Below are 13,269 nucleotides of genomic sequence, written 5' to 3'. Positions count from 1 at the left end.
CTCCCGGCCAGGCACCGACGGCCACCATGGCGTCGGACCCCGTCACGCTAGCGTGAAAACGGCCGGCTGTCGCGCGCGGCCACGCTGGACACACAACAACAGCAGCACCAGAAACTGCGCAGGCTGCCCGGGCAATCTGCAACACCAGAGAACCTGGCGCATGGGTACCTCGATCGTCCTGCACGCGGCAGGAAGCAGCAGAACCCCGGGCAGGCAGCAGGAAAGCCGCAGCCCTGCCGGCCTTGATATGCAGACATGTCACGCCCTTCCCCACCATCCGGCCAGCAACCGGAAAACGTGGTGCGGGAGAGACAGCGGCAGGCGGGGCCAGCGCGAAAAAAAGGGCCACCCGGCTTCCCGACCGGACGACCCTGATCCAACGCCGTAATGCGCTTATTCGCCCAGGTAGGCTTTCTTGACTGCGTCGCTGTCGAGCAGCTCGCGCGAATCGCCGGCCATGGTGATCTTGCCGGACTCCATCACGTAGCCGCGGTTCGAGGCTTCCAGCGCCAGTTTGGCGTTCTGTTCGACCAGCAGCACGGTCACGCCCTGCGACGAGATCATCTTGATGATGTCGAAGATCTGCTGGACGATGATCGGTGCGAGACCCATCGACGGCTCGTCGAGCAGCAGCAGCTTCGGGCGCGACAGGATTGCGCGGCCGATGGCCAGCATCTGCTGCTCACCGCCGGACAGGGTGCCGGCCAGCTGCTTGTAGCGCTCTTTCAGGCGCGGGAACAGCGTGTAGACGTAGTCGATTTCCTTGTTGATCTCGGCTTCGTCATTGCGATAGAACGAGCCCATGCGCAGGTTTTCCTCCACCGTCAGCCGCGAGAACACCCCGCGGCCTTCCGGCACCAGCGACAGGCCCTTCTTGACGAAATCGTAGACCGGCAGCTTGCTGCAATCGTGTCCGTCGTAGGTCACCGAGCCGGACTTCGGCTTCAGCATGCCCACCAGCGTTTTCAGCGTGGTGGTCTTGCCGGCGCCGTTCGCCCCGATCAGCGTGACCATCTCTCCCTGGTCGATGTGAAAGTTGATGCCCTTGACCGCCTGAATGCCGCCATAGGCCACTTCGAGATTCTTGACTTCCAACAGGCTCATGCGTGGGCCGCTCCCAGATAGGCTTCGATAACACGCGGATTGCTCTTCACTTCGGCCGGCAGGCCTTCGGCAATCTTCTTGCCGTAATCGAGCACCGCGATACGGTCGCACAGCGACATCATCAGCTTGACGTCGTGTTCGATCAGCAGCAGGGTCACGCCGCTGTTGCGGATCTTTTCCATCAGCGCCTGCAGGTCCTCGGTTTCCCGCGGGTTCATGCCGGCGGCCGGTTCGTCGAGCGCCAGCAGCGTCGGGTCGGTCGCCAGGGCGCGAGCGATCTCCAGCCGGCGCTGGTGGCCGTAGCTGAGGTTGCGAGCCCGTTCGCCGGCAACCTTGCTGATGCCGACAAAGTCCAGCAGCTCGCGCGACCGCATGCGGATGCCCTTCTCTTCTGCCATGGTGCGCTTGTCGCGCAGCACGGCGCCGAGTGCACCGGTCCTGGTCCGCACGTGGCGGCCGACCATCACGTTTTCCAGCGCCGTCATCTCGCCAAACAGGCGGATGTTCTGGAAGGTCCGGGCAATGCCGGCCTCGACCACGATATGCGGCTTCTTGCGGAACAGGTCGCGGCCGTTGAAGGTGAACGTCCCTTCGTCCGGCTGGTACAGGCCGGTCAGCACGTTGAACAGCGTGGTCTTGCCGGCGCCGTTCGGGCCGATCAGGCCGTAGATTTCACCCTTGTTGATGGTGAGGCCCACTTCGTTCAGCGCCACGAGGCCGCCGAAGCGCTTGGTGATGCCTTCGATTTTCAGCAGTACGTCAGCCATGTCGTTGTTATCCCTTGAGTCCGTCGGCGGCTTGCGAGTCGGTAGCCGGTACGCCCTCGTCGAGCGCGTCGTGGAATTCAGCCTTGCGGCGCTTGTTCGGCCACAGGCCTTCCGGGCGCAGCAGCATGACCAGGATCAGCGCGAGGCCGAACAGCAGCATGCGGGCGTTTTCCGGATCGACCAGCATCTTGCCGAACACGGCCATCTGCACCGGGCCGATAACGTCACGCAGGATTTCCGGGGTAATGGTCAGCAGCACCGCGCCGAGGATCACGCCGGGGATGTGGCCCATGCCACCGAGCACCACCATCGACAGCACCATGATCGATTCGAGCAGACCGAACGATTCCGGCGACACGAAGCCCTGGAAGCTGGCGAACAGACCGCCGGACACGCCACCGAACGTCGCGCCGAGCGCGAACGCCAGCAGCTTGATGTTGCGGATGTTCAGGCCCATGGCACTGGCGGCGATATCGTCTTCACGCAGCGCCACCCAGGCACGGCCGATGCGCGAGTGCTGCAGCCGCGAGCAGATGATGACGGTGAGGATGGTCAGCGCCAGGAACAGGTAGTAGTACAGGTACACGCTGTTCAGGCTGTAGCCGAAGATCACGTGCGACTTGCCCAGCGACACGCCGGCCACGGTCACCGGCTGGATCATGTTCACGCCTTGCGGGCCGTTGGTGATGTTGATCGGCGCGTTCAGGTTGTTCATGAAGATCCGCACGATTTCACCGAAACCGAGGGTCACGATCGCCAGATAGTCGCCGCGCAGCTTCAGCACCGGGGTGCCGAGCAGGATGCCGAAGAAAGCGGCACAGATCGCACCGATCGGCAGCAGGATCCACCACGGCCAGAAGATGTCGAAGTGCGGCGAGTTCAGCAGCGCGTAGCTGTAGGCACCGACCGCGTAGAACGCGATATAGCCCAGGTCGAGCAGGCCGGCGAAGCCCACCACGATGTTCAGGCCCAGCGCCAGCATGATGTACAGCAGCGCGAAGTCGAGCGTGCGCACCCAGGAATTGCCCAGCGTGTTGCCGACCAGGAACGGCAGCACCGCGAGCAGGATGCCGCAGGCGACGAACAGCGCGAACTGCTTGCCTTTGGAAAGCTGAATCATTGGTTTTCTCCTCGAATTCTTGTATCAGGCGCGTTCGGCGACGCGTTCGCCCAGCAGACCGGACGGGCGGAACACCAGCACCAGGATCAGCACCATGAAGGCGAAGATGTCCTGATAATTCGAGCCGAGGAAGCCCCCGGTCAGGTCGCCGATATAACCGGCGCCCAGCGATTCGATCACCCCGAGCAGCAGACCGCCGACCACGGCGCCGCCAAGGTTGCCGATCCCCCCCAGCACCGCGGCGGTGAACGCCTTCAGGCCGATGATGAAGCCCATGTGCGAGTGGGCCTGGTCATAGTTGGCGGCAACCATCACGCCGGCGATCGCACCGAGGCCGGCACCGATCACGAAGGTGGTGGAAATGATGGTGTTGACGTTGACCCCCATCAGGCCGGCGACGGCCGGATTCTGGCTGGTGGCACGCATCGCGCGGCCGAGCTTGGTCTTCTCGACCATGATCAGCAGGCCGACCATCAGTGCCAGCGCGAGGAAGATGATCACGATCTGCAGATCGGTGATCGACGCGCCGAAGAAGTCGAGCGGGTTGTGCGGCAGCAGCGACGGGAACGAGATGTAGTTGCGGCCCCAGATCAGGATCGCCACGTTCTGCAACACGATGGAAAGGCCGATGGCGGTGATCAGCGGCGCAAGACGCGGCGCATTGCGCAGCGGCCGGTAGGCCACCCGCTCGATCACGAAGCCCAGCAGCATGCAGGTCGGAATGGCGACCATGATGGCCAGCAACACCAGCACGGGACCCGGAAGTGCCAGCCCCATGCTGCTGAACAGACCCAGCACGGAGATAGTCACCATGGCGCCGATCATGGTCACTTCGCCGTGGGCGAAGTTGATGAGCCCCATGATGCCGTACACCATGGTGTAGCCCAGCGCGATCAGCGCATAGATGCTGCCCAGCACGAGGCCGTTCAGTATTTGTTGCAGAAAGATGTCCACGGAGATTCTCCTCTTGCAGAACGTCATTGCGGCATTACAGATGGGTACTCTGCAGGCCGCTTGTTATAAGCAAAAACTGGTTTAATCCAGTTGATGATGCGCGGCGATTATGTAGTGGCCCCATGGGGCTGTCAACGCGGCAAAAGACGTTTTTAGCCAAATTTTCCGCTTTATATCCGTTGGAATAGAGGATAAATCGTTAAAAATGGCCGGGATGTAAAATTTTATGCCACGTATGGCACTATTTTCGTGCAAAGGAATTAGGCTGCCGCCCGATTTTGGCGCACTATGCTTTACGGTTTGCTGATTTCACTTGTCGGTTATGTTGCAGTTCCATGAATTGCCAGACAATTATACTGTCGACCGGATTTGCGCCGCGATGAACACAAAATCCGGCCGTTCCTGCCAGGCAACAATCAAGAACTGTGCCAAGTTGGGTAAATAGTCATTACCTTCTTGTTACACCGGATAAACGCACAACAAAAGTATGGCTCAACGCCGGAGGCCGGCCGGAAAAAGTCATGCCCGGGGCGCCATCAGGCTCCCCGGGCATTCCGGATACGGGCCGGCCCGCTGCCGATTACGCCAGCTGGAATGGATAGACCGATCCCAGGCACAGGATTCGTGTCAGCTCATCCAGCGCGCCTCGGGTCTCCGCCAGCAGTTGCGGGTCCGCGAAATCGCGCTCGCCCAGCCGGTCGCGGTAATGTTTTTCGACCCAGCCCACCAGCCGCGCATACAGCGTGTCGTTGATCAGGATCGCCGGATTGACCGCCGCCAGTTCGGCATCGTTCAGTGCCACGCGCAGGCGCAGACAGGCGGGGCCGCCACCGTTCTGCATCGATTCGCGCAGGTCGAACACGCTGAGTTCCCGCACCGGCCCGCCGCTGGCCAGCAGCGACTGCAGATAGGCCCAGACCGCCGGGGTCTTGTGGCACTCCTCCGGCACCACCAGCCGCATGCCGCCGTCCGCCAGGGCCAGCAGCTGGCTGTTGAACAGATAGCTTCTGACCGCATCGCCGACACTGACCTGCGCCGACGGCACTTCGACCGGCACAAACTCGCCGCCCAGTACAGCCAGCTTGTCGGCCAGCTCGGCCAGCACGCGCGGCTGGTCGACGAAACTCTGCTGATGGTGGAACAGCACGTTCAGGTTGCCGACCGAAATCACGTCGTTGTGGAATACGCCGGCGTCAATCACGTCCGGGTCCTGCTGGGCATAGACCACGGCGTCGTCGCGCAGTCCATGGCGACGGGCGACCGCCTGACAGGCTTCCAGCGTGTGCCGGGCCGGGAAGCGTTTCGGCGCCGGCCGTGAGGCATCGAATGCCGAGCCGCCGTAAACAAAGAACGCCACGCCGGGCCGGTCATAGGCGGCAGCAAAACGGGTATGGTTGGCCGCACCCTCGTCGCCGAAGTGCATCTGCGCCGGCAGGGCGGCATGGATGGCGAAGCGGTTCTCATCCGGGAACATCGCCTGCAGCAGACGCCGGGTGGTCGGATGCTCGATCGAACGGTGGAACTTGTTGTTCAGATTGGCCGGCGTGAAGTGCACGCGTCCATCCGCCGTATCGGCCGACGGGCTGACCGTGGCCGCATTCGCGGTCCACATCGACGACGCCGACGAACAGGCAGACAGCAGCTCGGGGGCGTCTTTCGCCGCCCGGGCAAGCACTTGCGCATCGCTGCCGGCAAAGCCCAGTTCGCGCAGCGCCCCGATCGCCGGCCGCTCGTGCGGCGCGAACACCGCCTGCGCATAGCCGAGATCGGCCAGCGCCTTCATCTTCGCCAGCCCCTGCAGGGCGGCCAGCTTCGGATTGGCGGTGACGCGGGCATTGCCGGTGGACGCGACATTGCCGAACGACAGGCCGGCATAGTTGTGCGTCGGCCCGACCAGCCCGTCGATATTGAGCTCGAACGCCATCAGAACGTCATCCCCGGGTTCAGTTGCGCCGGCAGCGTCAGCGCATCGGCTTCCAGCGAAGCCACCGGGTAGGCGCAGTAATCGGCGGCATAGAAGGCACTGGCGCGGTGGTTGCCTGATGCCCCGACGCCCCCGAATGGTGCAGCGCTGGAAGCCCCGGTCAGCGGCTTGTTCCAGTTCACCACCCCGGCACGACTTTCCAGCAGGAAGCGGTCATAGCTGGCACGGTCATTCGACAGCACGCCGGCAGCCAGGCCGAAACGGGTGTCGTTGGCCAGGGCGATGGCCTGGTCCAGCGTGTCATAGCGGATCAGTTGCAGCAGCGGGCCGAAATATTCCTCATCCGGCAGGCCGGCCACGCCGGTCACGTCGATCAGGCCCGGGGTGAGGATGGCGGCTTCTTCGTCGATGCGGCGCATGGTCAGCAGCGCCCGGCCGCCCAGCGACAGCAGGCGCGCCTGGGCATCGAGCAGTGCATCGGCCGCCGGCTGCGAGATCACCGCGCCGATAAACGGCGCCTCGGCATCGTCCCAGCGACCGACCTTCAGCCGACCGGTGACCTCGACCAGCCGGGCGACGAAGGCATCGCCGGCTGCACCGTTCGGCACCAGCAGGCGGCGGGCGCAGGTGCAGCGCTGGCCAGCCGACACATAGGCCGAGAACACGGTCTGGTACACGGCAGCGTCTTCGTTGCCACTGACATCACCGACGATCAGCGGGTTGTTGCCGCCCATTTCCAGCGCCAGGATCTTGTCCGGACGACCGGCGAACTGCCGGTGCAGGATCTCGCCGGTGGCCGAACTGCCGGTAAAGAACAGCCCGTCGATGCCGGCATGCCCGGCCAGGGTGATGCCGGTTTCGCGCGCGCCCTGCAGCAGACCGATCACGCCGGCCGGCAGGCCGGCCTCCTGCCACAGGCGCACGGTTTCCTGCGCGGTCCACGGCGTCAGCTCGGATGGCTTGAATACCACGGCGTTGCCGGCCAGCAGCGCCGGCACGATATGACCATTCGGCAGATGACCGGGGAAGTTGTACGGTCCGAACACGGCCACCACGCCATGCGGCCGATGGCGCAGCACGGCCTGCGCGTCACCCAGCGGGCCGGTGCGCTCGCCGGTGCGCTCGGCATGGCTTTTTACCGAGATGTCGACCTTGTTGACCATGGTGGTCACTTCGGTCATCGCCTCCCAGCGTGGCTTGCCGGTTTCCTGGGCAATCACGTCGGCCAGCCGGGCCTGGCTGGCCTTCAGCAGCTCGGCGAAACGGCGGCAGACCGCCTCGCGCTCGGCGAACGGCAGCCGTGCCCAGGCCGGAAACGCGCGCCGGCCGGCAGCGACCGCCGCGTCGACCTGGGCGGCGTCCGCCGCCGACCCTTCCCAGACCACGCGGCCATGGGCCGGATCGACCGAATGCATGTGGGTGCCGTTGCCGGCGAGCCAGACACCATCAATGAACAGGGTGGTCATGCGGCTTTTCCTTCCTTGGCGCTGAGCGTGACGAAGCGCACGTGCTGACCCGGCTCGACCCGCAACGCCGAGGCCTGTGCCGGCGTCAGGTAGAAGCCGTCGAGATCGGGAGCCGGAGCATCGACCAGAATGGTGCGGAAATGCTCCAGTTCGGTGTTCGACACCAGCCAGGTCGCCAGCGGCGCGTCGTCCGGCATCGGGTCGACGATGCGGGCCGGCAGTTCGCGGCTTTCCTTCACCGCCCGCACTTCGCCGACATAGGCCTGAATGGTCGGACCGGCATCGAAAATGTCGACATAGCCCTCGTAGCGCAGCCCTTCGCTTTCCAGCATGGCCAGCGCCGGGCGGGTGTTGTCGTGGGTACGGGCAATGACCGCCTGCGCCTCGGGGGTCAGGAAGTCGATGTAGACCGGGTATTTCGGCATCAGCTCGGCGACAAAGGCTTTTTCTCCGACACCGGTCAGGTAGTCGGCATGGCCGAAGTCGAGACTGAAGAAATGGCGGCCCAGTGCTTCCCAGAACGGCGAGCGTCCCTCGTCATCGGAATAGCCGCGCATTTCGGCAATGACGATCTTCGAGAACAGGTGCGGGAACTGCGCCATGAACATGAAGCGGCACTTGGACAGCAGCGGGCCGTTCTTGTGGCCGCGATAGTCGGGGTCGAGGAACAGCGAACACAGTTCGGAATAGCCGGTGTGGTCGTTGGACAGGAACAGGGTCTCGTGCTGCGAGTAGATGCCAAGCTCCTGCGAGGCGTGGACCATGGTGCCGACGCGGTAGTTGTACCACGGCTCCTTCAGGCCCAGCGCGGCCTCCAGCCCGCAGATGCCGGCGATCCTGCCGGTCTCGCTGTCCTCCAGCACGAACACATAGCCCTGATCGGCGTTGTCGAGCATGCCGGCGAACGACAGGTTAGAGCGCTGGATGCGGCGCGACAGGCGGTCCTCGTTGGCGGGCAGCGTGGTCAGGCCGGTACCGGTCTTCTGCGCCAGCGCCATCAGTCCTTCCAGGTCATTGAGTCCGATCGGTCGAATCACCATCATGCTGCGTCCCTCCCCTCACCCTGAAACTCGATCGCGCGGACCCTGTCGCCGGCCACGACCTGCAATGCCTCGGCGGCATCCGGCGTGATCCACAGCGTGTTGTCGCGGATACCGGCCTGCAGCAGCCCGGAGCGGAAGTCGACACAGCGCTCGCTGCTGACCAGCCAGGTGGCCGAGCCTTCGGGATGCACATTGTCGATGCCGACGCTGAACACCCGGCTCTTCGAGATCGAGCGCACGTCGCGGGCGCGAGCGGTCAGCACGGCACCGCCATCGAAGATGTCGATATAGTTGTCGGCCTCGAAGCCTTCGTCGGCCAGGATGGCAAACGGCACTTCGGCATCCGGATGTACCTGCCCCATCACCTGCTGCGCCGCATCCGGCAGCAGCGGCACATAGATCGGATAGGTCGGCATCAGTTCGGCAACGAAGGTCTTGGACTTGGTCGCCACCAGATGTTCAGCAGCCGCATAGTCGAGGTTGAAGAAGCGGCGACCGATCGCGTCCCAGAACGGCGACTGCAGATTGTCGTCGCACTGGCCCAGCAGCTCGGCGATCAGGCGATCGCTGAAACGGGCACGGTGGCTGGCGATGAACATCAGTCGGGCGCGCGACAGCAGTCGGGCACCGTCGCCGGCCATCACCTCGGGCAGCACGTGGAAACCGCCAAGCTGGGTCTGCCCGGTCAGGTCATGACACATGGTCAGCGCATGGATCTTGTTGTTGACCTTGAGGCTCGGGCTGGCATGCACCAGCGTTTCATTGCGGTAGTTGTAGAACGGCTCGTCGAAGCCGGCGCTGGCGACGATGGACGCGGTGCCCAGCACCTCGCCGTCCCGCTCAAGCACGAAGACATAGATTTCCTCGCCCTGGCTGGCGATATCGCTGGCAAAGGACGAATTCGACCGCTGGATGCGCTCGTACAGCCGTTCGCGGTCGTTGGGAAGACTGGTAACGCCGACACCGCTTGCTTCGGCAAAGTGCTCGAGCGCAGGCAGGTCCGATACCCGAATGGGTCTGACCAGCAGCATGATGCTTCTCCTTGTATTTCTTTATCGCGCGGGCCGGCAACGACTTCTTGCGGCCAAAAAAGCGGCGCCCCTGGAAGCGCCGTCTGGAATGCTTGTGCGGGACCTATTTGGCCGCGATGCTGGCCGCGGCGGCCTTGAACCGCGCCAGACCTTCATCGATGTCCTGCTCCGGGATGACCAGGCTGGGCGCGAAACGCACGACATTGGTGCCGGCGACCAGCACCATCAGGCCCTGCTTCTCGGCCGCCTTGACGAAATCCTTGGCCCGGCCGGCGTATTCCTCGGCCAGCACGGCGCCGAGCAGCAGGCCCATGCCGCGCACTTCGCGGAACACCTTGTACTCGGCATTGATCGCATTGAGGCCATCGATAAAGCGCTGGCCCTTGGCGCGCACGCCGCCCAGCACCGCCGGGGTGTTGATCACTTCGACCGCACGCAGGCCGACGGCGGTCGCCAGCGGGTTGCCGCCATAGGTCGAACCATGGGTGCCGACGACAAAGCTGGCCGCTGCCCTGGCCGTGGCCAGCATCGCCCCGATCGGGAAGCCGCCACCCAGCGCCTTGGCCGACGACAGCAGATCCGGGGTCACGCCGTATTCCATATAGGCGTAAAGCGCGCCGGTCCGGCCGACGCCGGTCTGCACTTCGTCAAACACCAGCAGCGCGTTGAACTGGTCAGCCAGTTCGCGGGCAGCCTTGAGGAAAGCACGGGTGGCCGGCAGTACGCCGCCCTCGCCCTGCACCGGTTCCAGCACGATGGCGGCCACGTCATCACCCATCGCTTCCTTCAGCGAGTCAATGTCGTTGAAGGTGCAATGACGGATGCCGCTCGGTGCCGGCAGAAAACCTTCGACGTATTTCGGCTGGCCGCCGACCGACACCGTGAACAGGGTGCGGCCATGGAAGCTGTTGCGGGTCGAGACGATGACGTTCTTCTGCGGACCGTAATGGTCGGCCGCATACTTGCGTGCCAGCTTGAAACAGGCCTCGTTGGCTTCAGCGCCGGAGTTGCAGAAGAACACGCGCTCGGCAAAGGTATTGTCGACCAGGGTCTTTGCCAGCCGCAGTGCCGGTTCGTTGGTCAGCCCGTTGCTGACGTGCCACAGCTTGCCGGCCTGCTCGGTCAGCGCCGCCACCAGTTCCGGGTGGCAGTGGCCCAGCCCGTTTACCGCAATGCCGCCGCCGAAATCGATGAATTCACGGCCCTGCTGGTCCCACAGGCGCGAACCGGCACCGCGGACCGGCACAAAACCGGCCGGGGAATAGTTGGGGACCATCACTTCATCGAAGGTGGCGCGGGTCACGGGAAACGACATGTTCTGATTCCTTGGTTCGGTGATGAACGCAAGCCTGCGTTCGAGTCGGGTTTGATTCTAATCAAACCACCATGACACGCAATTCCGCTTTGCGACGTGCAATTACACGACACATGGCAGTTTTGTGACATGTGGTTCATAAAAACCCATAGTAAGCGCGCAAATTGTTCGCTTCGCAACTTGCAGAACAATTGCCGGTGTACAGCATATATGACAGACACAAAAAACCCGGCCTGATGGCCGGGTTTGCTTGCGGGGGCAGCGGTTATTGCTGGACGCCGGCTTCTTCGTTCAGCACTGCCTTGATCGACAGGCGGATACGACCGCGTTCGTCGGTTTCCAGTACCTTGACGCGTACCGGCTGACCTTCCTTCAGATGGTCGGCGACGTTGGCGATGCGTTCGTTGGCGATCTGGCTGATATGCACCAGACCGTCGCGGCCCGGCATGATCTGCACGATGGCGCCGACGTTCTTGTCGAGGATCTTGACCACGGTGCCGTCGTAGACCTTGCCCACTTCGACTTCGGCGGTGATTTCCTCGATGCGGCGCTTGGCTTCTTCAGCACCTTCGCCCGAGATCGAGGCGATGGTGATCAGGCCGTCGTCGGAGATGTCGATGCTGGTGCCGGTTTCTTCGGTCAGTGCACGGATCACCGAGCCACCCTTGCCGATCACGTCGCGGATCTTGTCCGGATTGATCTTCATGGTGTACAGGCGCGGTGCGTGTTCCGACAGTTCCTGCGGTTCGTCGATGGCCTGCTTCATCAGACCGAGGATGTGCAGACGGCCTTCCTTGGCCTGGTCCAGCGCCACGCGCATGATTTCCTTGGTGATGCCCTGGATCTTGATATCCATCTGCAGGGCGGTCACGCCGGCGTCGGTACCCGCAACCTTGAAGTCCATGTCGCCGAGGTGATCTTCGTCGCCGAGGATGTCGGTCAGCACCGCGAAGCGGCTGCCTTCCAGGATCAGGCCCATGGCGATGCCGGCCACGTGCGCCTTCAGCGGCACACCGGCGTTCATCAGGCTCAGGCAGCCACCGCAGACCGAGGCCATCGACGACGAGCCGTTCGATTCGGTGATCTCGCTGACCACGCGCATCGAGTAGCTGAAGTCTTCCTGCTTCGGCAGCACGGCGATCAGTGCGCGCTTGGCCAGACGGCCGTGGCCGATTTCGCGGCGCTTCGGCGGGCCCATGCGGCCGGTTTCACCGGTCGAGTACGGCGGGAAGTTGTAATGCAGCATGAAGCGTTCGGTGTATTCACCGGCCAGCGCGTCGATGATCTGCTCGTCCTGCTTGGTGCCCAGCGTGGTCACGGCCATGGCCTGGGTTTCACCACGGGTGAACAGCACCGAACCGTGGGCGCGCGGCAGCACGCCGGTACGGATCGAGATCGGACGCACGGTGCGGGTATCGCGACCGTCGATGCGCGGTTCGCCGGCGAGAATCTGGCCACGCACGACTTCGGCTTCCAGATCCTTGAAGATGCCCTTGATCTGGTTGGCGCGCAGCGTGTCGGTGTCTTCGTTGATCAGCGCGGTCTTGACGTTGTTCCATGCTTCGTTCAGCGCCTGGCTGCGGGCCTGCTTCTGACGGATCTGGAACGCGGCGCCGATGTCGGCTTCGGCAATGGCCTTGATCTGGTTGACCAGTTCGGCGTCTTCGGCGGCCGGGGCCCAGTCGAACAGCACCGGGTTCACTTCGTCGGCCAGTTCGTTGATGGCGCGGATCGCAGCCTGCATCTGCTCGTGGCCGAACACGACCGAGCCAAGCATCACGGTTTCCGGCAGTTCCTTGGCTTCCGATTCCACCATCAGCACGGCGGATTCGGTACCGGCAACGACCAGGTCCAGCTCGCTGGTGGCCAGTTCGGTGCGGGTCGGGTTCAGGATGTATTCGCCATTGGCGTAACCGACGCGGGCAGCGGCGATCGGGCCCTGGAACGGGGCGCCGGTCAGGATCAGCGCGGCGGAAGCGCCGAGCATGGCCGGGATGTCGGCATCGACTTCCGGGTTCAGCGACATGACGGTCGCAACGATCTGCACGTCATGGTAGAAGCCGGCCGGGAACAGCGGGCGGATCGGACGGTCGATCAGGCGGCAGGTCAGGATTTCCTTTTCGCTCTGCTTGCCTTCACGCTTGAAGAAGCCGCCCGGGATCTTGCCGGCGGCGTAGGTGCGTTCGTAGTAGTCGACGGTCAGCGGGAAAAAGTCCTGACCCGGCTTGACATTCTTGTTCACGGTCACGGCGACGAGGACGACGGTGTCGTCCATGGTGACGAGCACCGAGCCCTGGGCCTGGCGGGCGATTTCGCCGGTTTCCAGAGTGACGGTATGACGACCGTACTGGAAGGTCTTGCTGAATTTCTTGAACACGTTGCGGATTCCTTAACGCGGTTGGGAGATGCAACGGGAACCCCTACATTTCAGTGCTGACCACGCCGAAATGTAGAGGCTCACCCCGCTGCGGAGACGGGAGCGTCGCGCCTGGGCGCGCTCCGAAAGAACAGTGCCGGCAGCGCTGTTGCCACCGGACAAAACAAA

10 protein-coding genes are annotated in these 13,269 nt (G+C 63.5%); all 10 read right to left on the bottom strand.

The features are described from left to right. Positions 1-393: 393 nt before the first annotated feature. Positions 394-1,104: an ABC transporter ATP-binding protein gene (locus ACYVG8_RS17865; protein WP_028499879.1), complete on the bottom strand. Its 711-nt coding sequence runs from the start codon at positions 1,102-1,104 to the stop codon at positions 394-396. After that, a complete protein-coding gene (locus tag ACYVG8_RS17860) occupies positions 1,101-1,871 on the bottom strand; it encodes an ABC transporter ATP-binding protein (protein WP_028499880.1) in 771 nt (256 codons plus the stop codon). The genes ACYVG8_RS17865 and ACYVG8_RS17860 overlap by 4 nt, the downstream gene beginning before the upstream one ends. A gap of 7 nt (positions 1,872-1,878) precedes the next feature. After that, positions 1,879-2,991, bottom strand: a complete 1,113-nt coding sequence (locus ACYVG8_RS17855) for an ABC transporter permease subunit (RefSeq protein ID WP_028499881.1) — start codon at positions 2,989-2,991, stop codon at positions 1,879-1,881. 24 nt (positions 2,992-3,015) lie between these two features. Beyond that, positions 3,016-3,945 carry a branched-chain amino acid ABC transporter permease gene (locus ACYVG8_RS17850; RefSeq protein WP_028499882.1) on the bottom strand — a complete coding sequence of 310 codons (930 nt, stop codon included), beginning with the start codon at positions 3,943-3,945 and terminating at the stop codon, positions 3,016-3,018. Positions 3,946-4,525: 580 nt separating this feature from the next. Further along, entirely contained in the window at positions 4,526-5,869 is a 1,344-nt protein-coding gene (gene astB, locus ACYVG8_RS17845; RefSeq protein WP_233495204.1) for an N-succinylarginine dihydrolase, read from the bottom strand. Further along, entirely contained in the window at positions 5,869-7,335 is a 1,467-nt protein-coding gene (gene astD / locus ACYVG8_RS17840) for a succinylglutamate-semialdehyde dehydrogenase (RefSeq protein ID WP_028499884.1), read from the bottom strand. The genes astB and astD overlap by 1 nt, the downstream gene beginning before the upstream one ends. Continuing rightward, positions 7,332-8,378, bottom strand: a complete 1,047-nt coding sequence (gene astA, locus ACYVG8_RS17835) for an arginine N-succinyltransferase (RefSeq protein WP_028499885.1) — start codon at positions 8,376-8,378, stop codon at positions 7,332-7,334. The genes astD and astA overlap by 4 nt, the downstream gene beginning before the upstream one ends. After that, positions 8,375-9,409, bottom strand: a complete 1,035-nt coding sequence (locus ACYVG8_RS17830) for an arginine N-succinyltransferase (protein WP_028499886.1) — start codon at positions 9,407-9,409, stop codon at positions 8,375-8,377. Before ACYVG8_RS17830 ends, astA begins: the two co-directional genes overlap by 4 nt. Positions 9,410-9,512: 103 nt before the next feature. Then, positions 9,513-10,724 (bottom strand): aspartate aminotransferase family protein, encoded by a 1,212-nt coding sequence (locus tag ACYVG8_RS17825; protein ID WP_460746476.1) that lies wholly within the window; start codon positions 10,722-10,724, stop codon positions 9,513-9,515. Between the two features lie 265 nt (positions 10,725-10,989). Continuing rightward, on the bottom strand, positions 10,990-13,101 hold the full coding sequence (pnp, locus tag ACYVG8_RS17820) for a polyribonucleotide nucleotidyltransferase (protein WP_028499888.1): 2,112 nt from the start codon (positions 13,099-13,101) through the stop codon (positions 10,990-10,992). Positions 13,102-13,269: the final 168 nt, after the last annotated feature.

It is taken from the genome of Microvirgula curvata (assembly GCF_054781615.1).
Note: the sequence above shows the minus strand (reverse complement) of the source record. Positions and strands in the feature narration are given on the sequence as shown.

Coding starts and splice junctions, on each gene's coding strand:
- ACYVG8_RS17865 (WP_028499879.1), bottom strand. CDS start 1,104: ATGAGCCTGTTGGAAGTCAAGAATCTCGAAGTGGCCTATGGCGGCATT.
- ACYVG8_RS17860 (WP_028499880.1), bottom strand. CDS start 1,871: ATGGCTGACGTACTGCTGAAAATCGAAGGCATCACCAAGCGCTTCGGC.
- ACYVG8_RS17855 (WP_028499881.1), bottom strand. CDS start 2,991: ATGATTCAGCTTTCCAAAGGCAAGCAGTTCGCGCTGTTCGTCGCCTGC.
- astB (WP_233495204.1), bottom strand. CDS start 5,869: ATGGCGTTCGAGCTCAATATCGACGGGCTGGTCGGGCCGACGCACAAC.
- astD (WP_028499884.1), bottom strand. CDS start 7,335: ATGACCACCCTGTTCATTGATGGTGTCTGGCTCGCCGGCAACGGCACC.
- astA (WP_028499885.1), bottom strand. CDS start 8,378: ATGATGGTGATTCGACCGATCGGACTCAATGACCTGGAAGGACTGATG.
- ACYVG8_RS17830 (WP_028499886.1), bottom strand. CDS start 9,409: ATGCTGCTGGTCAGACCCATTCGGGTATCGGACCTGCCTGCGCTCGAG.
- ACYVG8_RS17825 (WP_460746476.1), bottom strand. CDS start 10,724: ATGTCGTTTCCCGTGACCCGCGCCACCTTCGATGAAGTGATGGTCCCC.